The sequence below is a fragment of the Brevundimonas sp. BR2-1 genome, from assembly GCF_037626195.1.
In the GTDB taxonomy this organism is placed as follows: Bacteria; Pseudomonadota; Alphaproteobacteria; order Caulobacterales; family Caulobacteraceae; genus Brevundimonas.
Window position 1 is genome coordinate 1 of sequence record NZ_JARKMV010000002.1, and the last position, 22,643, is coordinate 22,643.

The following is a 22,643-nucleotide window of genomic DNA, read 5'->3' on the forward strand; positions in this document are numbered from 1 at the left end:
CTCGACTTCCTCGCCGACCTTGACGATGCCGCGCTCGACGCGGCCGGTCACGACCGTACCACGGCCCGAGATCGAGAAGACGTCTTCCACCGGCATCAGGAACGGCAGGTCCACCGGACGCTCCGGCTGCGGGATGTAGGCGTCCACCGTCTCCATCAGCTTCAGCACCGACTGCTCGCCGATTTCCGGGTTCACGCCGTCGGTGGCGGCCTTGGCCGAACCGGCGGTGATCGGAATGTCGTCGCCCGGGAACTGGTACGACGAAAGCAGCTCGCGCACCTCCATCTCGACCAGCTCCAGCAGCTCGGCGTCGTCCACCAGGTCGACCTTGTTCAGATAGACCACCAGCGCCGGCACGCCGACCTGACGGGCCAGCAGGATGTGCTCGCGCGTCTGCGGCATCGGGCCGTCAGCGGCCGAAACCACCAGGATGGCGCCGTCCATCTGCGCGGCGCCCGTGATCATGTTCTTCACATAGTCGGCGTGGCCCGGGCAGTCGACGTGGGCGTAGTGACGGTTGGCCGTCTCATATTCCACGTGCGCCGTGTTGATCGTGATGCCGCGCGCCTTCTCTTCCGGGGCCGCGTCGATGTCCGCATAGGCCATCGCCTTGGCGCCGCCGGCCTTGGCCAGCGTCATCGTGATCGCCGCCGTCAGCGTCGTCTTGCCATGGTCAACGTGACCGATCGTGCCGATGTTGCAGTGCGGCTTGGTGCGTTCGAACTTTTCCTTGGCCATGGCCAAAACTCCTGTGGCCCGGGAAGGGGCGATTGGGTCAGCTTAAGAATTCTGGAGCGGGTAGACGGAATCGAACCGACATATTCAGCTTGGAAGGCTGCTGTACTACCATTGTACTATACCCGCACGGAGACGGCCTCGGGCCCGAAAGCCGTTGGCCGCCGACCCGATATGGGGTCCGGACCTTCGTTTCGAAACCGCGTGGTGGGGGAAGCAGGACTCGAACCTGCGAAGCTTACGCAGGGGATTTACAGTCCCCCCCCTTTGCCGCTCGGGACATTCCCCCAGCGCGTTTTCGAACCGTCGGACCGATGCCTCGCAGACCTTTCGGTCGTCGAAACAACAAAAGCTCTCGGTGTCCCGCGTCGCCTGGTTTAGGAGGGGCGCCTGACCCGAAAGCCCTCAGGGCTCCAAATCGGAGGGCGTCTTATAGTGTCGAGAAATCCAGAACGCAACGACCGGAAATCGGGCAAAAAACCGGCCTTCGGCGACCGGTCCGCACCCCGTTCCGGCGGGCCCGGAGCGGGCGCCAAGGGTCCATCCGCCGGCGGTCCCGACCGCGGCGGCTGGAACCCCAATCCCAAGCCGAAGAGCTTCTCTGATTCCGCCCCGCGCCCCTCGCGCGCCAAGGCGGACGCCGACAATTTCGTCTGGGGCCGTCATCCGGTCCTCGCCGCCCTCGCCAACCCGGCCCGCAAGGGCATGGGCCGGCTGCTGGCGACCGCCGACCGCGCCGCCGAGCTGGAGCGGGACAGGCTGGCCCACGGCCACAGGATCGAGATCATCGAGGCTCAGGCGCTCGACCGCATGCTGCCGCCCGGCGCGGTGCATCAGGGCCTGGCCTTCAAGGTCCAGCCGCTGGAAGGCGTGGCGCTGGAGGACCTGGCGGGCGAAGGCGGCGTCATCGTCATGCTGGACCAACTGACCGACCCCCAGAACGTCGGCGCCATCTTCCGCTCGGCCCTGGCCTTCGGCGCGAAAGGCATCGTGGTTCAGGATCGCCACTCCCCCGCCCTCGCCGGAGCCCTGGCCAAGGCGGCGGCGGGCGCGACCGAACGCCTGCCCTGCGCCCGCGTGACCAATCTGAGCCGCGCGCTCGAGAAACTGGCCGATCTGGGCTGGCGCGCCGTGGGCCTCGACGGCTCGGCCGAGCTGACGCTGGACCAGGCGCTGGACAGCCGGCCCACGGTGCTGGTCATGGGCTCGGAAGGCGATGGCATCCGCCGTCTGGTGGCCGAACATTGCGACGTACTGGCCAGGATTCCCATGCCTGGCGGGTTCGAAAGCCTGAACGTGTCCAATGCGGCGGCGGTAGCCCTGTATGAGGCGTCCCGGAAGCAGACCGCCTGATCCCGCATTGATGCGCGACTGATCCTGCCCTAGAGCGCCTGCATGGAATTTCTCTCGTCTCCCGAACTCGCCAGCCAGGCCTCCGCCCTGGGCCAGGTGCTGATGATCGACCTCGTGCTGGCCGGCGACAACGCCGTGGCCGTCGGTCTGGCGGCCGCCGCCCTCGCGCCGGAACAGCGCAAGAAGGCCATCCTGATCGGCTTGGCCGCCGCTGTCGTCCTGCGGATCGGCTTCGCCCTGATCACCGTGCAGTTGCTGGCCATAATCGGCCTGCTGCTCGCCGGCGGCGTCCTGCTGCTCTGGGTGTGCTGGAAGATGTGGCGCGAACTGCAGGAGCAGCGCACCCACGACCAGGCCGAGGCGGAGGCCGAGCTGGAGACCGCCCTGTCGGCCCACCACGGCGGCGGCCCGCCGCCCGAGGCCCTGGGCCTGAAGCGCAAGACATTCGGCGCGGCGCTGCTGCAGATCATGATCGCCGACGTCACCATGTCGCTGGATAACGTCCTGGCCGTCGCGGGCGCGGCGCATGACCACCCGATGATCATGGTGTTCGGCCTGATCCTGTCGATCGCCCTGATGGGCGTGGCGGCGACCTTCATCGCCAAGATGCTGAATAAATTCCGCTGGATCGGCTACGTCGGTCTGGTGATCGTGCTCTACGTCGCCCTGCACATGATCTGGGACGGCTACAGGTCGGTCGTCGTGCGCACCGGCAACACTGAACAGTTCAACGCCGCCGCCCCCGCCTTCCTCGAAATTTCCCCTCACGAGGTCGAGGAGTTCCAGCGCGGGATGAGCGGGCCAAAGGCGCCGGCGGCCGGAACGCCGGCGGCCTCCTCGGCTCCGCCGGCTACGACGGTTTCACCCGCGCCCGCTCCCGCCACGCCGCCCAACGCCTGAGGGCCGGCTTCAACCACTCCGGCGCACCGGCCAGATCGGGCTGGGCGTCGGTGATGGCCGCCGCCCGGGCCTCGAGTTCGGCCAAGGGCGGCACGTCGTTGGTCAGACGCTCGGCGTCCGTGGTCGCAGGATCGACGTCCCAGACCCGATAGGCGACGCCGTCGGGGACAATGTTTGTCCCGTATTTTTGCGGCTTGCCGGCGTACATCAGCGACCGGTCCAGCGCCGCAGCGGCCAGCCAGCGCGCCTTCGGATGACCAAGCTCCGCCGCCCGCGCCGCCAGCCGGCTGGCCAGCGCGGCCTCTTCGGCCTCATCCCCGTGGTTCAGGATCCAGGCGGCGGCGTAGAGATCGTCGGCGGCCTCGGGCCAGCCGTCCTCCAGCAGCGCCATCACCGCCTCCCGGCGCCCCCGGTCGCGGCTCCGCAGGGCCGTATAGACGGGCGTTCCGGCCAGAACCGCCCGGTCCTCGGCCTGATCCTCGGCCAGCAGCCTGATGAAGGCGGCGGACCGGGCGTCCGTCACGGGGCCTCGGCGCCGCCGAAGCGTTCAGACCACTCGGCCACCTGGGCGTCCTCGATCTTGGTGAACAGCACCCCGGCCGCGGCCACAGCCTGACCGCGCGGCAGTGCGTCCAGCAGGGGCGCGTCGGCCGCGGGCCAGCTGAGGTCCGTCGCCCCCACCGCCGCGGCGATCTTCACCGCCGAGTCCGGCATCACCGGCGCCGCCAGCCGGGCGAACAGGGCGACCAGGTTCAGGCCCGTGCGCACCCCGACCGCCGACCGTTCGACGTCGGTCTTGAAGGCGGTCCAGGGCGCCGCCTCCTGCAGATACTCATTGCCCAGCACCCAGACGGCGCGCAGGGCCACGGCGGCCTTGCGGAACTCCATGGCCTCGAACTGGGCCGTGGCCTCGGCGATGCCGGCGCGCAGGTCGGCCTCCAGCTTCGCTTCCAGCGGACCGGGTTCGCCCGCGTCCGGCACGACGCCGTCGAACTTGCTCTCGGCGAATTTGACGATGCGGTTGACGAAATTGCCCAGCACGTCGGCCAGGTCCTTGTTCGTCGTCGACTGGAACTGCTCCCAGGTGAAGGCCGCGTCCGAATGCTCGGGGCCATAGGCGGTCAGGTGCCAGCGCCAGTAGTCGGCGGGCAGCAGTTCCAGCGCCTGGTCCATGAAGACGCCGCGCTTCTGGCTGGTCGAGAATTTGCCGCCGTACCAGTTCAGCCAGTTGAAGGCCTTCAGAGTGTCGACCGTCTTCCACGGCTCGCCCGAGCCGAGAATGGTCGCCGGGAAGCTGACGGTGTGGAAGGCGACATTGTCCTTGCCCATGAACTGGACGTAGCGGACGTCGTCCGCCCCCTCGTCCGTCCGCCACCAGTCGCGCCAGGTGCGGCCGGTGGCGTCGGCCCATTCTTCGGTCGCGCCGATGTATTCGATCGGGGCGTCGAACCAGACGTAGAAGACCTTGCCCTCCATGCCCGGCCGCGGTTCGCCGTCGGGCCCCACAACCGGCACGCCCCATTTCAGATCGCGGGTGATGCCCCGGTCGATCAGGCCCTCGTCGAGGTGTTTCAGGGCGATCGACTTCGCCAGCGTCTGCCAGTCGCTCTTCGAATTGATCCATGAACGGATGCGGTCGGCCAGCTTCGTCTGCAGCAGATAGAGGTGCCGCGTGTCCCGCACCTCGAGATTGCGCGAGCCGGAGACCGCCGAATACGGATCGATCAGGTCGGTCGGATCCAGCAACCGCCCGCAGTTGTCGCACTGGTCCCCGCGCGCGCCGACGTGGGCGCAGTGCGGACAGGTGCCCTCGACATAGCGGTCGGGCAGGAAGCGGGCGTCGTCGACGGAATAGATCATCCGGTCGACGCGTTCCTCGATCAGGCCGTTCTGCTCCAGCACATGGGCGAAATGCTGGGTCAGGCGATGGTTGGGCGCGTTCGAGGACCGGCCGAACCAGTCGTAGCTCAGGCCGAACGCCTGCCCGGCCGCCTTCTGGACCTCATGCTGTTCGTCGCAATAGGTCCGCACCTCCTGACCGGCGGCGGCGGCGGCCAGCTCGGCCGGCGTGCCGTGTTCGTCGGTGGCGCAGATGTAGAGGACCTCATGGCCCTGAGCCCGCTTGAAGCGCGCCCAGACATCCGCCGGCAGCATCGAGCCCGCCAGATTCCCCAGATGCTTGATGCCGTTGATGTACGGCAGCGCCGAGGTGATGAGGATGCGGGCCATGGGAATCCGAAGTCTTGGGGGAGGCGACGGATATAGAGGGCGCGGGCGCGGGCGTCACCTCGGCTGTGCAATCAGGGTCCGCTCCTGTAAATTCGGGGCATGGCCATCATCCCGACCATGAAATGCAGCGACATCCGGCGCTCGGTCGACTTCTACACCGGCGTGCTGGATTTCGAGGTCCGGCGGGAATGGTCCGAGCTGACCGATCCGGGGTTCGCATGGCTGACGCGGGACGGCCATGTGCTGAACCTGTCCAGCCATAGCGGCGACGGCGTCTTCGGCCAGGCCGTCGTGGTCGAGGTGAAAGGCATCGACGCCCTGTTCGAGACCTTCCTGTCCCGGGGCCTGAAGACGCCCGGCTCGCCGGACTCGCCGGTCCACGAGGGCCCGCTGGACCAGAGCTGGGGCACGCGGGAGTTCTACGTCAACGACCCGGACGGCAATACGCTGCGCTTCACCCAGCGTTGACGGGAAGCCTTCTGGCCACGCGGATGAACCGCCCTGTGAGCAGGGCCGACGACACCAGACTGGCGACGATCACGGCCCAGACCAGACCGTCGACGCCGATCCGGTGCGCCCACCACCAGCCCAGCGGCATCATGATCAGGCTGTAGGCCCCGAAATGCATGATGGTCGGCCACCAGACGTCGCCCGCCGCGCGGTTGGCCGAGGCCGAGACCACCTGAATGCCGTCGGCGACGAAAAACAGCGTCGTCAGCACCAGCGCCGGTATCACCACGGCCAGCAGGTCAGGATCGCGGTTGTAGGCGCTGGCGATCAGCGGCGCACCGGGCCAGACGAACAGCGCCACCGCCAGCGTCAGGGCGATCACCACCCCGATCCCGACCAGACCCGCACGCAGCACGCCCTGCCCGTCCCGCGCTCCATAGGCCCGGCCGACCAGCACGGCCGTGGCGGCCGACAGCCCCATCGGGACCATAAAGACGATGGCCGAGACGTTCAGAACAATGGCCCAGGCCGCGGTCTCGATCGCGCCCAGCTGGCCGGCGATGAAGGTCATGGCCGCGAAGGCGCCGACCTCGATGAAGTACGAACTGCCGGCGCCGTAGCCGACCTTGCGCTGCTCGCGCTCGTCGGTCGGGTTGCGCTCGGGACGCCGGAACACGCCCAGGGCCCGCGCCTCGGGCAGGCGGACGATATAGACCAGCAGGAAGACGGCCAGCGAGGTCCGGGCGAAGAAGGTCGCCCAGGCCGAGGCCACGGCGCCATCGAGCCCGATGCCCAGGATGTCGGGCACCAGCAACAGGTTCAGCGCCAGGTTCAGGCCGTTGGCGATCCACATGGCCCACATGCCCGCGCGCGGCCGGTGCAGGGCCTCCAGGAAGAATTGCGCCGCCACGCTGACCAGATAGCCGGGCATGGACAGGGCGAAGACCACCAGCACCGGCGAGGCCCCTTCGCCCAGCCCCGGCGCCAGACCCATATGCCTCAACGCCCACGGGCCGATCAGGATCAGGCCGATCATCGAGCCGAAGCCGATCTGCATCGAATAGACTACGCCGCGGCGCAGCACGCCGCCGACCTCGCCGCGCCGACCCTCGCCGATCAGGCGGGCGGTCATGACCTGCACCCCCATCATCAGACCGACGGCCGTGGTGACGATGATGGCCGTAGGGGCCAGGGCCAGCGAGCTGTAGGCCAGCTCGATGCCGGACCAGTTTCCGACCACGATCACGTCGGTCAGCCCCATGGTCATGATGCCGATGCGCGCCAGCACCACCGGCCACGCGAGGTGCAGCAGCTCGGTCAGGGTCGCGCGGGTCCGGGTGTTGAAGCCGATCATGGGACGCGCGACAGGCCACGGCGGCGGTTGAAGGTCAACCAAGGAAAGCCGATGGAGCCATAAGCCCGGCATCAGGTGCGGCCGCGTGCCCGCGCCTGACCCCGTTGACGGATCGACCGTGGCCGGAGAACCTGACCCTCCAACTTCAGGACCCGTCCATGCTGGAATTGCTGTTCGCCGCCGCCCTGGTCGCCGCCCCCGTCCAGGACGAGGAGCCGCCGTGTGACGCCTATGGCAGCGACGACAGCCTGAGCATCGGCGCCGCCGTCTCGCCGGCCCGGCCGGGCGGCGAAATCTCCCTTTACGCCAACGAGGGCCTGCACGGCATGATCGGCGTACCGCTGAAATGCTTCAGCGGCTGGACCTCCTCCGATCCCGCCGTGACCGTCGCAGCCGCGCGCGGCAAGATCGTCATCGGTCGCGACGCGACGCCCGGACGGGATGTCGAAATCGCCGGAACCCTGGGCGCCCGCACTGTTCGGACCCGCTTCCGCATCGCCCCGGCCGAGGGCCCCGTGCTGACCGGCTTCTGGTCGCAGGCCTCGGTCGACTGCGGCGGGCCGATCCCGCGGGATCCGCTGCGCGAGCTCCGGTTCAACAGCGACGGGCATTTCGCCATCACCTTCGTGCCGTTCGAGGTGCGTCAGGACTATTGGGGCTCGGTCGAGTTCGATCCGGCCGCGGGGCGGATCGGCTTCGTGGTCGACCGCGGCAACACCGTGCCCGCCGGTCTGATGCTGAAGGGACAGGCGCGGGTCGAGGGCGACAACCGGCTGTTCATGGACGGAGTCTATTTCGGCGGATTGGACGCCGCCCCCGCCGCCGGCTGCAGCTACGTGTTCCAGAAGCGCTAGGGCTTTTCCCGACGCGGCAAGCCCCCTACACCAGCGGCATGCCCAAGCTGACTTCCGCGATCGATCCGCAAAGCCCCGCCTTCAAGGCTCTGGACGCCCGTAACCGGGCGCTCCGCGACGAACTTCACACCAAGGTGGCCAAGGCGGCGCGCGGCGGCTCCGACGCGTCGCGCGACCGCCACGTCTCGCGCGGCAAGTTGCTGCCGCGGGACCGCGTAGACCGCCTGCTGGACCCCGGCTCGCCCTTCCTCGAGATCGGCCAGCTGGCCGCCAACGGCATGTACGGGGACGCGAAGGATCCGGACGGAGCCCCCGGCGCGGGCATGATCTGCGGCGTCGGCCGGATCTCGGGCCGCGAGGTCATGATCGTCGCCAACGATCCGACGGTGAAGGGCGGCGCCTACTTCCCCCTGACCGTAAAAAAGCACCTGCGGGCGCAGGAGATCGCCGAACAGAACAACCTGCCCTGCGTCTATCTGGTCGATTCCGGCGGGGCCAACCTGCCGCATCAGGCCGAGGTCTTCCCCGACCGCGACCATTTCGGCCGCATCTTCTTCAACCAGGCGCGAATGAGCGCGAAGGGCATCCCCCAGATCGCCTGCGTCATGGGATCGTGCACGGCCGGCGGCGCCTATGTCCCGGCCATGTCGGACGAGAGCGTCATCGTCCGCAATCAGGGCACTATCTTCCTGGCCGGTCCGCCGCTGGTGAAGGCCGCTACGGGCGAGGTCATCTCGGCCGAGGAACTGGGCGGGGCCGAGACCCACGGTCGCCGCTCCGGCGTCGTCGACTACGTCGCCGAGAACGACGAGCACGCGCTGCAGATCGTCCGCACCATCGTCGACAGCCTGAACACGGTGAAACGGGTCGATCTCGACGTCCGTGAACCCCGCGCCCCCGCCTTCGACCCCGAAGAGCTGTACGGCCTGATCCCTGACGACGTCCGCGCCCCCTATGACGTGCGCGAGGTCATCGCCCGCCTCGTCGACGGCTCGGAGTTCGACGAGTTCAAGGCGCTGTACGGCACGACCCTGGTCTGCGGCTTCGCTCGCATCTGGGGCTATCCGGTCGCCATTCTGGCCAACAACGGCGTGCTGTTCTCGGAAAGCGCGCTCAAGGGCGCCCACTTCATCGAACTGGCCTGCAAGCGGAAGATCCCGCTGGTCTTCCTGCAGAACATCTCGGGCTTCATGGTCGGCGGCAAATACGAGGCCGAGGGCATAGCGAAGAACGGGGCCAAGCTGGTCACCGCGGTCTCATCGGCCGAGGTCCCCAAATTCACGATCCTGATCGGCGGCAGTTTCGGGGCCGGCAACTACGGCATGTGCGGCCGCGCCTTCGGCCCGCGCTTCCTGTTCACCTGGCCCAACAGCCGGATCAGCGTCATGGGCGGCGAGCAGGCGGCCGCGGTGCTGGCCACCGTCCACCGTGACGCCGACAGCTGGACGCCGGAACAGGCCGAGGCCTTCAAGGCCCCGGTGCGTCAGAAATACGAGGACGAGGGCAATCCGTACCACGCCACGGCCCGGCTATGGGACGACGGGATCATCGACCCCGTCCAGACGCGCGACGTGCTGGGCCTTGCCATCTCCGCCTCGCTGAACGCCCCGATCCCGGAGACGACGTTCGGCGTGTTCAGGATGTAAGCGGCGGCCTGACCGTCCCGTCCAGCGCCCAGCGGTAGGACTCCGGGCCGAACGGCAGTTCGAACAGATGGGGCGCGCCACACTCCTCGGCCGCGTCGGCGTGCAGTTCGAAGGCGGACAACAGCGCGCGCCTCGTGCGGTCGGCGGCGAGACCGCTCAGGCCCTTGCGCTGCAGGATGCGGCCGATGACCACGTCGCGGTGCGCGGCCCCGCCCTGGTCCATGAGCTGCTGTCTGATTTCGGCGGCCAGCTTCGCCTTCCGGGGCGTCAGGCGGGCCGGTTTTCGGGATCGTCTCGCATGCGGCATCGGGTTCCTCGCAGGCTCCTGACCTGCGGCGATCAATTCCCCCCTTCCCTGCCCTGTCAAGAAACGAGGCCGGGATTGACGAGCGTCGCTGCCATTCCGCGAGCCATGCGCTACAATCGATCATCCCCGAAGGACCGATCATGACCGACAAGCCAACCGAAGCCGACCTCAACGCCCTCGACATCACCGACGCCGAGGCTGCGGAGATCAACGCCATCGCCCATCCGCTGCTCGCCGACCCGGCGCCGGACGCAAACGACGATCTGGTCCAGATCGATTCCACCGCCGACGGCGTGGTCTTCGTCACCATCAACCGGCCCGACAGGCGCAACGCCTTCGACGCCCCGACCATCGCCGCCCTGTACGAGGCGTTCGAGACCCTGCACGGGGCCGACAATGTGCGTCTGGTCTTCGTTCGCGGCGCGGGCGGCACCTTCAGCGCCGGCGCGGACCTGGGCTGGATGCGCGACGCGGCCGGCTGGTCCGAGAGCGACAACCGCGACGACGCCATGGGTCTGGCAAAGATGCTGAAGGCCCTGCACGACGTACCGGCCCTGACCTGCGCCATCGTGGAGGGCGCGGCCATGGGCGGCGGCGCCGGCATCGTCGCCGCCTGCGACATGGCCGTGGCCGTCGAGGCGACCCGGTTCGCCTTCTCCGAGGTCAAGCTGGGCCTGATCCCGGCGACCATCGCCCCCTATGTCGTCGAGGCTATCGGCGCCCGCCGGGCGCGGCAGCTGTTCCTGTCGGCCAACATCTTCGACGCCGACTATGCGGCGCACGCCGGGCTGATCGACATGGTCCTGCCCGAGGGCTCGGTCGACGAATTCATCTCCATGCTGACCGACAGCATCAGCGCCAATGCACCCGGCGCCATGGGCGACGCCAAACGGCTGGTGAATGACGTCGCGGGCCAGAAGATCGATCATGGCATGATGGAAGACACCGCCAGACGCATCGCCCGCGCCCGCGTGTCGGCCGAAGGTCAGGAGGGGGTGCGCGCCTTCCTCGAAAAACGTAAACCGGCCTGGGCTCAGTAGGAATCAGACGGGGTATCGATGTCGGGGGAACTGGAAACGGCCGCGGCGGCCTCGGTCGGCGGCTGGCTGAAGTGGAAGCGCCAGCACGCGGATATTCCGGTCGGCACGCCCTGCGCCAACTGCGAAACCCCGCTGGCCGGGCCGCACTGCCATCAATGCGGCCAGCTGGCCGAGGATTTCCACAAGTCCATCTGGAAGCTGACCGTCGAGGCGGTGGAAAGCCTGCTGCACCTGGACGGCCGGCTGTTCAGCACCCTGCCTAACCTGATCCGCAATCCCGGCAAGCTGACCCGCGACTATATGGAGGGCAAGCGCGCCTCCCAGGTCGCGCCGTTCCGCATGTTCCTGGTCATCCTGCTGATCGCCTTCTTCGTCGGCCACGCCGCCATGAAGGCCGGGGGCGACAAGCATGAGGCGGCCGACGGAGATCACGCGCCGGCGGCCTCGGAACGGACGTTCAAATACAACGGCCGCGTCGTCACGCCGGGCAGCGCCGCCATGGCCGAATTCGAACGCGACGTCATGGCCGACCCCGACCTGAGCGAGGCCGAAAAACAGACCCAGATCGCGGCCGCGCGCGGCGACTGGGTCGGCTTCAGCCGCAGCCTGGCCGCCAACGTCACCGAGGAGGCCCGGACAAACGCCGCCGAGGCTCCGAAGATGAAGGACGGGCCCGACGCCGAAAACCTCCGCGGCTTCAAGGAATGGATCGAGACCCGGCAGGCCGCGATCCAGGACGACCCCGAACGGTTCGCCCTGATCCTGGAGATCTGGGCCCACCGCGTCGCCATCCTGGCCCTGCCGGTGTCGGCCCTGATGCTGACCCTGCTGTTCGCCTTCAACCGCCGCTTCTACGTATTCGACCACGTCATCTTCTCGATGCACTCGCTGTCGTTCCAGCTGCTGCTCCTGATCGTGATCATGGCGCTCGGCGTCCTGACGCCGCTGGCCTGGTGGCTGTTGTGGCTGGCTCCCGTGCACCTGTTCCTGCACATGAAGGGCGCCTATCAGCGCAGCGTCATCGGCACCCTGGCGCGGATGTTCGTCCTGTTCACCCTGACGACGGTGACCTTCACCCTGCTCGCGCTGCTGTGGCTCTATCTGGGCTTCAACGAGATGGCGGGACACTGATGGCGGCGGCGACGGTCTGCGGCTAGAGAGACGACATGTTCAAATCCGTCCTGGTCGCCAATCGCGGCGAGATCGCCTGCCGCGTCTTCCGCACCGCCCGCCGCATGGGCATCCGCGCCATCGCCGTCTATTCCGAGGCCGACGCCGGGGCCCTGCATGTGCGCGAGGCCGACGAGGCGGTGCTGATCGGCCCGGCTCCGGCGCGCGAGAGCTATCTGGACGCGGCGAAGGTGCTGGCGGCGGCGAAGGCGACCGGCGCCGAGGCGATCCATCCCGGCTACGGCTTCCTGTCCGAGAACGCGGACTTCGCCGAGGCCGTGACCGCCGCCGGCCTGGTCTGGATCGGCCCGCCGCCCGCCGCCATCCGCGCCATGGGTCTGAAGGACGCAGCCAAGAAATTGATGATCGAGGCCGGGGTGCCCGTGACCCCCGGCTATCAGGGCGAGGACCAGTCGCTCGAGACCCTGACCGCCGAGGCGGCCCGCATCGGCTATCCGGTTCTGATCAAGGCCGTGGCCGGCGGCGGCGGCAAGGGCATGAAACGCGTCGACCGGGCCGAGGACTTCGCCGACGGCCTCGCCTCGGCCCAGCGCGAGGGGCAGTCGTCCTTCGGCGATCCGCGCGTCCTGATCGAGAGCTACATCACCCGCCCCCGCCACATCGAGGTTCAGGTCTTTGGCGACAGCCACGGCAACGCCGTCCACCTGTACGAACGCGACTGCTCCCTGCAGCGCCGCCACCAGAAGGTGATCGAGGAGGCCCCGGCCCCGGGCATGGACGCCGCCACCCGCAAGGCCGTCACCGACGCGGCCGTCCGCGCCGCCCGCGCCGTGAACTACGAAGGGGCCGGCACCATCGAATTCATCGCCGACGCCTCGGACGGGCTCAAGGCGGACCGTATCTGGTTCATGGAGATGAACACCCGGCTGCAGGTCGAGCATCCGGTCACCGAGGCCGTCACGGGCGTCGATCTGGTCGAATGGCAGTTCCGCGTCGCCGCCGGCGAGCCGATTCCGCTGAAGCAGGAAGACATTCCGCTGAACGGCTGGGCCATGGAGGCGCGGCTGTATGCCGAGGATCCCGCCAACGGCTTCCTGCCGAGCATCGGCAAGCTCGAGCATTTCGACCTGCCTGGCCCGGATCGCAATCATCGGTCGGTCGACGTTCGCGTCGACACCGGCGTCGAGCAGGGCGGCGAGGTCAGCCAGTTCTACGACCCGATGATCGCCAAGCTGATCGTCCACGCCGACAACCGCGAGGAGGCCGCGCGGCGCCTGGCCGACGTCTGCGGGCAGGTCGAGGTCTGGCCTGTTAAAGCCAACGCCGGCTTCCTGAAACGCTGCCTCGAACATTCCCGCTTCGTCGCCGGCGACGTCGATACCGGATTTATCGCAGCAGAGGAGGATGAACTTATCCCCGCGGGCGTCCCGGGCGTCGTCGTCGCGGCCGCGTTCATCGCCCAGACCGACATCGACGACTATTACCGGACGAAGATGCATGGCGACGGCCAGGAAATCTGGCGCTCCTCCTCGGACGCCCTTTACGGTCTGCGCCTGAACGGGCCGCGCTGGCTGGAACGCCGTCTGCAGATCAATGGCTTGCCGGTCATGCTCAGCGCCCGGCCCCAGGAACATAACCAGTGGTGGACGCTCGACACGGACGACGGCCGTTGGATCGGGGGCGGAACGAGCGGAGTCTTTGTCACCGTCGGCCGCGAGGACGAGGACGCGCTGACCGAACTGCACCTGGTCATGGATCAGCCGGTCTTGTTCCATGAGGGACAGGCGTATGTTTTCGGCCCGGTGACCTACGGCGCCGGATCCGGGTCAGGCGTCGCCTCCGACGGCTCCCTCCGCGCGCCCATGCCGGGCAAGATCGTGGCCACGCCGGCCAAGGCCGGCGACGCCGTGACCAAAGGTCAGCCCGTCGTCGTGCTCGAAGCCATGAAGATGGAGCACGCCCTCGTCGCCCCCTTCGACGGCGTGGTCGGCGAGGTCGGGGTCGGGGTCGGCGATCAGGTCGCGGACGGAACCGTGCTGGCGGTGGTGACGGCGGCTGATAAATAGTTTCCGCGCCCGTCGCCGGGCGGCGGACTTGCGCCGGCCGGAGTCATCGCCGAGGCCGGCCGGCCGGCGGCGGTCGCCTGATGCTGCTGCTCAACCCGCGAAGCCCCGCCCTTGGCGCCGCGCCGACGATCACGAAGGGAAGGCCGCCGAGACCCAGCACCGTTTCGCCGACCTCGACGCCGGGCGGATAGAGAACGGAAGGCCCCACGATCCACGGGCAATGCGCCACGTCCGTCACCATGGAGCCTTGGGCCGCTTCTATCCGGACGGCGTGAAGTTCGGCCGGCAGGAAACGGCACATCGACCAACCCAGGTCGGGACGGGGCAACCTCACGCTGAGCAGGTTTGCGCCGACGCCGGGACTGCCCGTCGACGTCTCCCGGATGATTGCGGCGAGGCGCATCTCGACATCTTCGATGGTGCAGCACAGCCCGCGCGCAGTGCGCAATGACGCGAAATGCGCCTGGGCCGCCTCAGCCGACACCCTGGCGCCAATGCTGTGGACCCGGAACTCCTGTCCCTTGGGAAACCGGCGAGGCGAACGCCGTATCGTCGTGACGCCGGCCCGTCGCTCGATCTCGATCACGACAGGCCGCATCCCGTTACGATTTTCCTGCCATCCGGCGATGGTCAGATACAGACCGTGCGCCTCAATCGCCGCGGAGCCCAGCCCCCCGATCGCCTGTTTGAGGTGGGCGACAGCCTGGCCGATATCGCGAGTGACCGGCGCAAAACCCAGGCTCTTTGCAGGTCGGACGCCGTCCGCGCCGCGCGGGGGGAGTCCGCCCCACAGCGTCCCGGCGATCCACTCGTCCATCGGCATATCCCCGACATAGGCCACGCCGGAATAGCCGATCGACACCAGTGCATCCTTTGCACGGTAGATGACGGTCTTGTTGGAGACGGCGTCATGATCGCGGCCTCCCGCCGTAACGAGCCGGTCGCTGACCTGCACCACATGGAATGGAGACGCAGCTGTGAGAACGAGCGTCACGGTATTCGACCTTCAGGAACGCCCCATCGCGGCGCTATTGTTGCGCCAGCCCCGCCCCGCCCACCGGCGCCGTGACCTTCACTTCGTCGAACGTCGCGATCAGCGGCATCCCCCGCCGGATCGCTTCCTTGACCTCGGGAATCTGCAGCGAGGCCCGGTGCGACGCCTCGTCGGTCCAGACCTCGGTCACCCAGATGGCGGTCTCGTCGGCCGGGTCATGGGCGACGATATAGCTGAGGCAGCCCGGCATGGTCCCGAGGCTCTCCAGCAGGATCGCCGTCAGGGCGTCACGCTGGCCGGGAAGGGCCGTCATCTTGCCGATCAGTCCGTACATCGAAGTCTCTTTCAGCCTGGCGCGGACCGGCGGCGCGAGGCCCAGACTGGCCAGTCCCGCCAATCCCGCCGTCACGACTCGCCGGTTCACTCGCATGGCCATAAATCTAGCCGCATCGGGCCCGCAGGTCTCCCGCCTCGCGCGGATAGTGCTAAATCCCCGCCATGCCTCTCCACATGATCAAACTGTGCGTCGGCGTCGCCAAGGTGGAGACGCTGGAACGCCGCGCCGCCAAGGGTCAATGGCTGACGGTCAACACCCGGATGACGCCCAAACGCGCCGCGGAGCTCGAGGACGGCGGTTCGCTGTTCTGGGTCATGAAGGGCTCGGTCACCTGCCGCATGCCGATCCTCGACATCACGACCAAAGGCGAGGGCAGGACGTCACACTGCCTGATCAAGCTGTCGCCGGACGTGATCCGCACCGCGCCCCAGGCCCGCCGCCCCTTCCAGGGATGGCGCTATCTGGAGCCGAAGGACGCGCCGATGGACCTGTCGACCCTCGACGCCGGCGATGTGCCCGAGGATCTGGCGAAGCGGCTGAGAGAGATGGGGGCGTGGTAGACGAGGTCGGGCGCTGGCGTCAAACTGGCGGTCCCCTGGAAGGAGGCCGACATGGCGGACAACAACAACCACCGCGCCGGAGAACTGCCCCTCTCTCCCCATCCGGCCATGAAGCAACTCGAACACCTGATCGGTGTCTGGAAGAACGAAGGCGGTGCCCCGGGCACGTCGACATACCGTTGGGCGCTGGGCGGGCACTATGTCATCCAGGAATTCGAAACCGAAACCCCGAGAGGTCGGCGCCTGAGCGGTATCGAATACATCACCTGGGATAAGGATACCCGGTCCCTGCGTTCGCATCTCATGGCCGATGACGGCAGCAACTTCACCTATACTCACCAGACGGACGACGACGGCACGATCTGGACCTGGTTCGGGGACAAGGGTTCGAGCAACTACTTCAAGGGCAAGCTCAGCGACGACGGCCGGACGATCACTGGACGATGGCAGTGGCCGGGGGGCGGCTTTGATGCAAGGGCGACGCGACTTTCGGACTAATCGCTAATCACCTTCACCGACTCCCACTAGCCTGCCGTCATGCCCGCTCCCCGCTCCGACCGGCTTGAAGACGCCCTGCACCGCATCTTCGAAGGCGGCAAGACAACTCGCGCCAGCTGGTTCGCCCTGACGGGCGGCGAGACCCTGTTCGCGGAGGGCGACGGAGCCGACACCCTCTACCTGCTGCGCAGCGGCCGCCTGGGCGTATTCCGCCGCGATCCGGACGAGGACCGCCCGCCCCAGTTCGTCGGCGTCATCCGGCCTGGCGAACCGGCCGGCGAAATGGCCATGCTGGCCGGCACGGCCCATACGGCCGACGTTGTCGCCCTGCGCGACTGCGAGATCCTGGCCCTGCCCCGCGACGCCTTCTTCGAGGCCGCCCGCACCGAGCCCGATCTGATGGTCGAGCTGTCGCGGCTGATGATCCAGCGCGCCCGCGACCGCCGGTCCGGCGGCGGCGAGCCCAGCGTCTTCGGCTTCGTCTCCGCCCGCCCGCGTCCCATCCGCGCGTTCGTCGAGCGGATCGCGGCGGCGATCGAGGCGGACGGCTTCAGCTGTCAGGTCATCGACCATTCGGCCCTGGCCTCGGCCGCCGAATGGTTCAGCCGGGTCGAGGACGCCCACGACTTCGTCCTCTATGTCGCGGAACAGGACGAGCCCGCCTGGGCCGCCCTGTGCGCGCGCCAGGTCGACCGGGTGTTCGTCGTCGGCAACGGCCTGAACGCGCCGCCGAACCGGCCCCTGCCCCACGCCGGGGTGCTGGACGCCCAGAGACGAACCGACCTGATCCTGCTGCGCGATCCGCGCATGCTGCGGCCCGCAAACACAGCCGTCTGGCTGGATTCGATCCAGCCCGGCCGCTGGTTCCAATGTGTCGAGGGCGACCAGTCGGACGCGGACCGGATGGCGCGGGTGGTCACCGGCTCGGCCGTCGGCGTCGTCATGTCGGGCGGCGGCGCGCGGGCCTATGCCCACATCGGCGCCCTGCGGGCCCTGAAGGAAGCGCGCGTGCCCATCGACTTCGTCGGCGGATCGTCGATGGGGGCGGTGATCGCCGCGGGCCCCGCGCTCGGCTGGACACAGGAGGAACTGGAGGAGCGCATCCACAGGTCGTTCGTCGAAAGCGACCCCCTGTCGGACCTGGCCTTCCCCATGCTGGCCATGACGCGGGCGAAGAAAGTCGAACGCCTGCTGCTCCAGGCCTATGGCGAGATGGATCTGGCGGACCTGCAGCGTCCGTTCTTCGCCGTATCCACCAACCTGACCAGCGGCCGGATCGAGGTGCACCGGCGCGGACTGATGAGACAGGCCATCCGCGCCTCGATCTCCATCCCCGGCCTCCTGCCGCCGGTGGTCATGAACGGTCAGGTGCTGGTCGACGGCGCCGTGCTGAAGAACCTGCCAACCGAGGTGATGCGCCAGATGCACGGCGGGCCGATTATCGCCGTCGACATGTCGGAGGCGCGCGGCGTGGACCCGGCCCTGATCGAGCATCCGCCGTCGATCTGGCGGCTGATCGCCACCGGGGCGTGGCGGCGCGGCCCGCCCATCGTCTCGATCCTGATGCGGTCGGCGACCCTGACGACGGACGCCGATATCGAAAGCTCGCGCGCGGCCACCGACATCCTGATCCAGCCCACGCCGGACGGGCTGGATATCCGCGACTGGAAGGGTTTCGACGTGGGAGTCGCGGCCGGCTATCAGGCCACCCACGAAGTACTGGCGCTGCTGGACCGGCCGGTCACCGCCCTGCGTCGGCGCCGCTCGGTCAACGACGACGCGCCACCAGAAACAGCCGTGGAAACGGCAGCAACGTCGCTCCGTCCGGACGTGCTGGAAAAGCTTCGGCGAGGCGCGCGCCGAGGGCGGAAAGAAATGCCGCGCTTGTAGCGGGGTCGCCCTGAAGCGCAGACAGGTAAGGCCGCAGGGCCGTGCCCTTCATCCACTCCATCACCGGGTCCGGCCCGCCCAGGACATGCAGGTAGCGGGTCGACCAGATGTCGATCCCGGCGCAGTCGCGGGCCAGGAGGTCGTAATAGGCCTCGGCGGACAACAGCGGCGCGATGGTCCGGACGCCGGACAGACGGTCCCCCCAGGGCCCCCTGCCCGCGACCTCGCGCATCAGGGTGTGCTGAAGACTCTCATGGGCCATCGGCATCTGCACGGCGACGACGCCGCCGTGCGCCAGCGCCTCGATCAGCCGGGGAAACAGGACGGCGTGGTCCGGGACCCATTGCAGCGAGGCGTTGGCGAAGATCAGGTCCGCCGGGACCTCGGGACTCCAGTCGGCCAGGTCGCCCAGCCGCCAGTCGACATCCGGCCTCGCCGCCCTCGCCCGCTCCAGCATGGCCGGGCTGGAATCCACACCGTGGACGGCGGCCCCGGGATGACGGCGGTGCAGCTGGATCGCGTGCTGGCCGGCGCCGCAGCCCAGGTCCCAGATTTCGCGCGGCGTCATGTCAGCGGGCAGGCGCGCCAGAAGGTCCTGGGCGGCGCGATCGCGCTCGGCCTCGAACCGCTGATACTGTGAAGGATCCCAGCCTGTTCCGGGCTGCGGACGGGACGTATCGGTCATGCCGGAAACGCCCTCCGCCACGGTGAGGATGGTACCGCCTCTCAGGCTTGAACTGAGGACCTCCGGTTCCACAAACCGGCGCTCTAACCAACTGAGCTAAGGCGGCGCAATCAGCGCGAGGGCGGTATCTACCGGGACAGCCTCGCCCGATCAAGCGACCGGGCGGGATTATTCGCAGCCGAACGCTTCAGCTCCAGCCGCGGCTGGCGATGTACTGTTCCAGCGCGGCGATCCGTGTCGAGTCCGACGGGTGAGTCGAGGCGAATTCCGGATTGGATCCCTGACGCTGCTGCGCCATCAGCCGCCACAGCGCCACGGCCTCGGAGGGGCGATAGCCCGCACGCTGCAGATAGTCGACGCCGAGCCGATCCGCCTCAAGCTCGTGGCTGCGCGAGAACGGCAACAGGAAGCCCAGTTGCGCGCCCAGGCCGCCGATCGCGCCCGCTGCGCGGCCATAGTCGCCCGCGACGCCCTGAACCCCGCTGAGGCCGATGTTCGTCAAGGCGGTGGTCGAATAGCGTTCCGCCGCATGGCGCGCGACCACATGGCCGACCTCATGGCCGAGGACCGTCGCCAGCTGGTCGTCGTTGCGGACGAGGGCCAGCAGACCCGTGGTCACGCCGATCTTGCCGGAGGGCAGGACGAAGGCGTTGGGACTGTCGCTCACAAACAGGGCGTACTCCCAGCGGCGGTCGGTCAGGCCCGCGGCCTGGACGATCTTGTCGCCGACCCGGCGGATGCGGGCGTTGCCGGCGGCGTCGGAGGAAACCCGCTGGGTGCGAAGAGCCTCCGCCCACGCCGCATCGGACTGTTGCGCGAGGGAACTGTCGTCGACAATCAGCAGCTGGTTGCGGCCAAGGGTTTCATTGTAGGCGCACCCGCCGAGGGCGGCGGCGGAACAGGCCAGTAGGGCGGCGGCGGCAAGTGATCTCATGAGGACGTCTCCTGAACAGCGCCCTCATAATGTCCGGGGCCCCGAAAAGCTCCGCACAAAGAAAAACACCCCGGAGCGCTCCCCGGGGTGTTCCTGGGCCTGATGCCGGAGACGAACCTCGCCACCCTGCTACGCCTTCAAAGCCCGACAGGCTGAAGCGTGATCTAGCACTCGATCCGGCAGTACAGCAGCCGATGGGTATCCCGATCATAATAGCAGACGAGGGTTTCCGCCGGTTCTCCGGTCTCGGGACAGATGTAGGGCATCTGTTGCGCGGCGGCGGTTCCAACGCCGACAGGCGCTCCCAGGCAAGCGCCGACGATACCAACCACAGCCATCGCCCGGGTGACCAACTTACGCATGTCTCTCTCCTCAATGTCGCATTCAGACGCGCCGGAATGGACACGTCAAACGCGAATCTATCAGATTGTTTCTCGTTAGAAACACACGCTTAGGTGATAGCGAGGGTCAAAAAAACGCCCCGGAGGAGACCCCCGGGGCGTTCTGGTCGGAACCGGAAGGTTCCTATTCCTCGGCGGCGCGGAACCGCGTCGTGAACACGACCCGCGCATTGGTGGCGGCGCCGTCGACGGTGCGGGGCGAAAGCCTCGCCCGACGGGCCCCCGCTTGCGCGGCTTGTGCGAACCCGGCGCCCGCAGGCGTCTCCGAAACCACGTTGCAGTCCGTCAGGCTGCCATTGGCGTTCACCAGGCAGTTCATGACGACCGTACCGTTCTCGATACCGCGCGACATGGCGCGTTCCGGGAACTCACCAGCCGGCTGGCGTGACCAGCTGGGGTTGGTGATGGTCGACGGCCGCGGCGGAGCCGGCGGAGCCGGCGGCGGCGGAGGTCCGGGGACGATGACGGGCGGACCCGTATATTCGACCCGGTCTTCCTTCTTCGTCGGTTCGATCGGCAGCGTCACCGGAGGCGGCGGAGCGTTCGGAACGACGACCGGGGGACGCACCTGCAGCTTGGGCGGCGGGGGCGTGTCCGGCGGAGGCGGCGGCGGAGGCGGCGGCGGCGGCGGGATCGGCTCGATGATCTCGACGTCGACGGCGTCATCCGAATAGTTCACTTCGCGCAGTTTGAACTGGGCGTTGATGAAGTAGAAGGCCAGGGCCGCGAACAGGATCGAGACGATCAGCAGGCTGATCAGCAGGACCCCGGGGGGCACGCCGAACAAGCCTTTGGGCTTCGGCGCGTCGTACCTGGAGCGGTGGTATTCAACGTCTGTCATGTGCCCGGCGCCTTCGTGTCTTCACCCACCAGGGCGACGCTGTAGAAGCCGTTGTCCTGCAGCGAGTTCATGACCTGCATGAAATCACCGTAACGGGTGGTCCGGTCCGCACGGATGAAGATCCGTTCGTCCGCGGGGTTACGACGGCCGATCTGGCCCGTCAGTTCCGTACCGATCTGGTCCAGCTCGACGGGGAAATCGCCCAGGTAAGCCCGACCGTTCGGCGTGATCGAAATATAGATCGGCACGGGCGGGTTCGTCTGCGGAGGAGCGACAGCTCGCGGCAACTTCACTTCCACGGACGGGGTCGCCAGAGGCGCCGCGACCATGAAGATGATGAGCAGAACAAGCATGATGTCCACGAACGGCGTGACGTTGATCTCGCTGTTCTGCTCGACGTTGTACTTGCCGCCACCGCCGCCTGAAAGTTTGGCGGCCATCGGGCTTACGCTCCCTTGTCGAGGTTACGCGAGATGGCGTTGGTCAGCTCGGCCGAGAAGCCGTCCGAACGGGTGCCGTACGCCGAGATGCGGGTGTTGAAGTAGTTGTAGAAGATAACGGCCGGGATAGCGGCGAACAGACCGATACCGGTGGCGAGCAGCGCCTCGGCGATACCGGGGGCGACGACGGCCAGGTTGGTCGTGTTGGTGTTCGCGATGCCGATGAAGGAGTTCATGATCCCGTAAACGGTGCCGAACAGACCGATGAACGGACCGGTCGAACCCACCGAGGCGAGGAACTGCTGGCCGCCCGAGAGGCGCTTGGCCAGGCCGGCCTGAACGGCGCCGACGGCCTGCTGGGCGCGCATCAGGGCCGAGTCGGCGTGATCGCCGGTGACCGAGAGGCCCGCCTGGCGGGACAGTTCGATTTCGTCGGTGGCCGCGGCGGCCATGTCGGCCAGCGGGTTGCCGTCGAACTCGTCCGACGTGGCCACGCGGCGCATGTCGGCGATGGTGCGCGCCTGGCGGAAGTTCTCGAGGAACACGTCCGTCTTGCGGTTCAGCGAGCCGAACTCGAAGATCTTGATGAGCAGCAGCACCCAGGTGAAGACCGAGGCGAGCAGCAGGCCGGTCATGACGACCTTAACGACCACGTCCGCGTCCATGAACATGCGGGCCGGGGTCAGCTTGCCGTGCGATTCACCGCCGACGACGGCGGGTTCGGCGACATCGGCGGCCGGGGCGGCGTCAGCGGCGGGGGTAGCGGCCGGAGCGGCGGCGTCAGCGGCCGGAGCAGCTGCAGCGGCGGCCGGGGCGGCGGCGGGGGCATCCTGCGCGAGAACCGGCGTACCAGCCATAAGGACGGCGGCGCCGGCCATGGCCAGGAGGATGTTGGTTTTCTTGATATCGAACATAGTTCGCCAGTTCCTGCTGTTTTGGTCTGACTTGTGGAACCCAAAAGAAACGGCCGCAGACGACGACCGCCCTCGATGAAATTC

General features: G+C 68.0%; 23 protein-coding genes, 3 tRNA genes and 1 pseudogene. 11 read left to right on the forward strand and 16 right to left on the reverse strand.

Translation table 11 applies throughout. The features are described from left to right. The 3 genes from BrevBR_RS09570 to BrevBR_RS09580 form a co-directional block, all read right to left on the reverse strand. The coding region (locus BrevBR_RS09570; protein WP_340000782.1) for an elongation factor Tu at positions 1 to 738 on the reverse strand (738 nt) is incomplete at its 3' end. A gap of 52 nt (positions 739 to 790) precedes the next feature. Continuing rightward, positions 791 to 864: transfer RNA gene (locus BrevBR_RS09575), tRNA-Gly, on the reverse strand. A 76-nt stretch (positions 865 to 940) separates the two neighbouring features. Next, positions 941 to 1,024 (reverse strand) — tRNA-Tyr (locus tag BrevBR_RS09580). Positions 1,025 to 1,170: 146 nt separating this feature from the next. On the opposite strand from BrevBR_RS09580, the gene rlmB reads away from it, so the two are divergent. Beyond that, positions 1,171 to 2,088, forward strand: a complete 918-nt coding sequence (rlmB, locus tag BrevBR_RS09585) for a 23S rRNA (guanosine(2251)-2'-O)-methyltransferase RlmB (RefSeq protein ID WP_340000783.1) — start codon at positions 1,171 to 1,173, stop codon at positions 2,086 to 2,088. Positions 2,089 to 2,130: 42 nt separating this feature from the next. Continuing rightward, positions 2,131 to 2,988: a TerC family protein gene (locus BrevBR_RS09590; protein ID WP_340000784.1), complete on the forward strand. Its 858-nt coding sequence runs from the start codon at positions 2,131 to 2,133 to the stop codon at positions 2,986 to 2,988. On the opposite strand, the gene BrevBR_RS09595 is transcribed toward BrevBR_RS09590, so the two are convergent. Then, positions 2,939 to 3,511 carry a hypothetical protein gene (locus BrevBR_RS09595; RefSeq protein WP_332639344.1) on the reverse strand — a complete coding sequence of 191 codons (573 nt, stop codon included), beginning with the start codon at positions 3,509 to 3,511 and terminating at the stop codon, positions 2,939 to 2,941. The genes BrevBR_RS09590 and BrevBR_RS09595 overlap by 50 nt on opposite strands. After that, positions 3,508 to 5,217, reverse strand: a complete 1,710-nt coding sequence (metG, locus tag BrevBR_RS09600) for a methionine--tRNA ligase (RefSeq protein WP_340000785.1) — start codon at positions 5,215 to 5,217, stop codon at positions 3,508 to 3,510. Before metG ends, BrevBR_RS09595 begins: the two co-directional genes overlap by 4 nt. Before the next feature lie 99 nt (positions 5,218 to 5,316). On the opposite strand from metG, the gene BrevBR_RS09605 reads away from it, so the two are divergent. Next, positions 5,317 to 5,685, forward strand: a complete 369-nt coding sequence (locus tag BrevBR_RS09605; protein WP_340000786.1) for a bleomycin resistance protein — start codon at positions 5,317 to 5,319, stop codon at positions 5,683 to 5,685. Here the strand turns inward: BrevBR_RS09605 and BrevBR_RS09610 are convergent. Further along, positions 5,672 to 7,021, reverse strand: coding sequence for an MATE family efflux transporter (locus BrevBR_RS09610; protein ID WP_340000787.1), 1,350 nt, complete (start codon positions 7,019 to 7,021; stop codon positions 5,672 to 5,674). The two genes, BrevBR_RS09605 and BrevBR_RS09610, sit on opposite strands and share 14 nt — an antisense overlap. Before the next feature lie 158 nt (positions 7,022 to 7,179). Here BrevBR_RS09610 and BrevBR_RS09615 point away from each other — a divergent pair, with 158 nt between their 5' ends. Next, positions 7,180 to 7,875 (forward strand): hypothetical protein, encoded by a 696-nt coding sequence (locus BrevBR_RS09615; RefSeq protein ID WP_340000788.1) that lies wholly within the window; start codon positions 7,180 to 7,182, stop codon positions 7,873 to 7,875. Between the two features lie 38 nt (positions 7,876 to 7,913). Next, entirely contained in the window at positions 7,914 to 9,521 is a 1,608-nt protein-coding gene (locus tag BrevBR_RS09620) for a carboxyl transferase domain-containing protein (protein ID WP_340000789.1), read from the forward strand. Here BrevBR_RS09620 and BrevBR_RS09625 read toward each other — a convergent pair. Then, a complete protein-coding gene (locus BrevBR_RS09625) occupies positions 9,511 to 9,744 on the reverse strand; it encodes a hypothetical protein (RefSeq protein WP_332639350.1) in 234 nt (77 codons plus the stop codon). The genes BrevBR_RS09620 and BrevBR_RS09625 overlap by 11 nt on opposite strands. A 224-nt stretch (positions 9,745 to 9,968) precedes the next feature. On the opposite strand from BrevBR_RS09625, the gene BrevBR_RS09630 reads away from it, so the two are divergent. Genes BrevBR_RS09630 through BrevBR_RS09640 form a run of 3 tightly spaced genes read left to right on the forward strand, consistent with a single transcriptional unit; the run spans position 9,969 to position 14,065 of the window. Then, positions 9,969 to 10,868, forward strand: coding sequence for an enoyl-CoA hydratase-related protein (locus tag BrevBR_RS09630; RefSeq protein WP_340000790.1), 900 nt, complete (start codon positions 9,969 to 9,971; stop codon positions 10,866 to 10,868). Between the two features lie 18 nt (positions 10,869 to 10,886). Then, positions 10,887 to 11,999: a DUF3667 domain-containing protein gene (locus BrevBR_RS09635; protein ID WP_332639352.1), complete on the forward strand. Its 1,113-nt coding sequence runs from the start codon at positions 10,887 to 10,889 to the stop codon at positions 11,997 to 11,999. A gap of 35 nt (positions 12,000 to 12,034) precedes the next feature. Continuing rightward, on the forward strand, positions 12,035 to 14,065 hold the full coding sequence (locus BrevBR_RS09640) for an acetyl/propionyl/methylcrotonyl-CoA carboxylase subunit alpha (protein WP_340000791.1): 2,031 nt from the start codon (positions 12,035 to 12,037) through the stop codon (positions 14,063 to 14,065). Between the two features lie 43 nt (positions 14,066 to 14,108). Here BrevBR_RS09640 and BrevBR_RS09645 read toward each other — a convergent pair whose 3' ends face one another. Then, complete coding sequence (locus tag BrevBR_RS09645) at positions 14,109 to 15,020, reverse strand: hypothetical protein (protein ID WP_340000792.1); 912 nt, start codon at positions 15,018 to 15,020, stop codon at positions 14,109 to 14,111. Positions 15,021 to 15,093: 73 nt separating this feature from the next. After that, on the reverse strand, positions 15,094 to 15,483 hold the full coding sequence (locus BrevBR_RS09650) for a putative quinol monooxygenase (RefSeq protein WP_340000793.1): 390 nt from the start codon (positions 15,481 to 15,483) through the stop codon (positions 15,094 to 15,096). 74 nt (positions 15,484 to 15,557) lie between these two features. Between BrevBR_RS09650 and BrevBR_RS09655 the strand changes: the two genes are divergently transcribed. The 3 genes from BrevBR_RS09655 to BrevBR_RS09665 are packed head-to-tail and all read left to right on the forward strand — an operon-like array spanning position 15,558 to position 18,344. Further along, positions 15,558 to 15,956 (forward strand): DUF1489 domain-containing protein, encoded by a 399-nt coding sequence (locus BrevBR_RS09655; protein WP_340000794.1) that lies wholly within the window; start codon positions 15,558 to 15,560, stop codon positions 15,954 to 15,956. A gap of 51 nt (positions 15,957 to 16,007) precedes the next feature. Further along, a complete protein-coding gene (locus BrevBR_RS09660; RefSeq protein WP_332639357.1) occupies positions 16,008 to 16,454 on the forward strand; it encodes a hypothetical protein in 447 nt (148 codons plus the stop codon). Between the two features lie 39 nt (positions 16,455 to 16,493). Further along, on the forward strand, positions 16,494 to 18,344 hold the full coding sequence (locus BrevBR_RS09665) for a patatin-like phospholipase family protein (protein ID WP_340000796.1): 1,851 nt from the start codon (positions 16,494 to 16,496) through the stop codon (positions 18,342 to 18,344). Between the two features lie 235 nt (positions 18,345 to 18,579). Here the strand turns inward: BrevBR_RS09665 and BrevBR_RS09670 are convergent. From BrevBR_RS09670 to BrevBR_RS09700, 7 genes and pseudogenes are all read right to left on the reverse strand, one after another. Beyond that, positions 18,580 to 19,029, reverse strand: a pseudogene (locus BrevBR_RS09670) (methyltransferase domain-containing protein); the annotation flags it as partial. A gap of 29 nt (positions 19,030 to 19,058) precedes the next feature. Beyond that, positions 19,059 to 19,135: transfer RNA gene (locus BrevBR_RS09675), tRNA-His, on the reverse strand. An 81-nt stretch (positions 19,136 to 19,216) separates the two neighbouring features. After that, positions 19,217 to 19,963: a M48 family metallopeptidase gene (locus BrevBR_RS09680; protein ID WP_332639359.1), complete on the reverse strand. Its 747-nt coding sequence runs from the start codon at positions 19,961 to 19,963 to the stop codon at positions 19,217 to 19,219. Between the two features lie 164 nt (positions 19,964 to 20,127). Further along, a complete protein-coding gene (locus BrevBR_RS09685; protein ID WP_332639360.1) occupies positions 20,128 to 20,325 on the reverse strand; it encodes a hypothetical protein in 198 nt (65 codons plus the stop codon). A 163-nt stretch (positions 20,326 to 20,488) separates the two neighbouring features. Continuing rightward, complete coding sequence (locus tag BrevBR_RS09690; RefSeq protein ID WP_332639361.1) at positions 20,489 to 21,205, reverse strand: TonB family protein; 717 nt, start codon at positions 21,203 to 21,205, stop codon at positions 20,489 to 20,491. Beyond that, positions 21,202 to 21,645: a biopolymer transporter ExbD gene (locus BrevBR_RS09695; RefSeq protein WP_056620816.1), complete on the reverse strand. Its 444-nt coding sequence runs from the start codon at positions 21,643 to 21,645 to the stop codon at positions 21,202 to 21,204. The genes BrevBR_RS09690 and BrevBR_RS09695 overlap by 4 nt, the downstream gene beginning before the upstream one ends. A gap of 5 nt (positions 21,646 to 21,650) precedes the next feature. Then, positions 21,651 to 22,559, reverse strand: coding sequence for a MotA/TolQ/ExbB proton channel family protein (locus BrevBR_RS09700; RefSeq protein ID WP_332639362.1), 909 nt, complete (start codon positions 22,557 to 22,559; stop codon positions 21,651 to 21,653). Positions 22,560 to 22,643: the final 84 nt, after the last annotated feature.

Excerpts from the sequence above, each read along its gene's own strand:
- BrevBR_RS09590 (WP_340000784.1), top strand. The coding sequence starts at position 2,131 with ATGGAATTTCTCTCGTCTCCCGAACTCGCCAGCCAGGCCTCCGCCCTG.
- metG (WP_340000785.1), bottom strand. The coding sequence starts at position 5,217 with ATGGCCCGCATCCTCATCACCTCGGCGCTGCCGTACATCAACGGCATC.
- BrevBR_RS09605 (WP_340000786.1), top strand. The coding sequence starts at position 5,317 with ATGGCCATCATCCCGACCATGAAATGCAGCGACATCCGGCGCTCGGTC.
- BrevBR_RS09610 (WP_340000787.1), bottom strand. The coding sequence starts at position 7,021 with ATGATCGGCTTCAACACCCGGACCCGCGCGACCCTGACCGAGCTGCTG.
- BrevBR_RS09615 (WP_340000788.1), top strand. The coding sequence starts at position 7,180 with ATGCTGGAATTGCTGTTCGCCGCCGCCCTGGTCGCCGCCCCCGTCCAG.
- BrevBR_RS09620 (WP_340000789.1), top strand. The coding sequence starts at position 7,914 with ATGCCCAAGCTGACTTCCGCGATCGATCCGCAAAGCCCCGCCTTCAAG.
- BrevBR_RS09625 (WP_332639350.1), bottom strand. The coding sequence starts at position 9,744 with ATGGACCAGGGCGGGGCCGCGCACCGCGACGTGGTCATCGGCCGCATC.
- BrevBR_RS09630 (WP_340000790.1), top strand. The coding sequence starts at position 9,969 with ATGACCGACAAGCCAACCGAAGCCGACCTCAACGCCCTCGACATCACC.
- BrevBR_RS09635 (WP_332639352.1), top strand. The coding sequence starts at position 10,887 with ATGTCGGGGGAACTGGAAACGGCCGCGGCGGCCTCGGTCGGCGGCTGG.
- BrevBR_RS09640 (WP_340000791.1), top strand. The coding sequence starts at position 12,035 with ATGTTCAAATCCGTCCTGGTCGCCAATCGCGGCGAGATCGCCTGCCGC.
- BrevBR_RS09655 (WP_340000794.1), top strand. The coding sequence starts at position 15,558 with ATGCCTCTCCACATGATCAAACTGTGCGTCGGCGTCGCCAAGGTGGAG.
- BrevBR_RS09660 (WP_332639357.1), top strand. The coding sequence starts at position 16,008 with ATGGCGGACAACAACAACCACCGCGCCGGAGAACTGCCCCTCTCTCCC.
- BrevBR_RS09665 (WP_340000796.1), top strand. The coding sequence starts at position 16,494 with ATGCCCGCTCCCCGCTCCGACCGGCTTGAAGACGCCCTGCACCGCATC.
- BrevBR_RS09680 (WP_332639359.1), bottom strand. The coding sequence starts at position 19,963 with ATGAGATCACTTGCCGCCGCCGCCCTACTGGCCTGTTCCGCCGCCGCC.
- BrevBR_RS09685 (WP_332639360.1), bottom strand. The coding sequence starts at position 20,325 with ATGCGTAAGTTGGTCACCCGGGCGATGGCTGTGGTTGGTATCGTCGGC.
- BrevBR_RS09690 (WP_332639361.1), bottom strand. The coding sequence starts at position 21,205 with ATGACAGACGTTGAATACCACCGCTCCAGGTACGACGCGCCGAAGCCC.
- BrevBR_RS09695 (WP_056620816.1), bottom strand. The coding sequence starts at position 21,645 with ATGGCCGCCAAACTTTCAGGCGGCGGTGGCGGCAAGTACAACGTCGAG.
- BrevBR_RS09700 (WP_332639362.1), bottom strand. The coding sequence starts at position 22,559 with ATGTTCGATATCAAGAAAACCAACATCCTCCTGGCCATGGCCGGCGCC.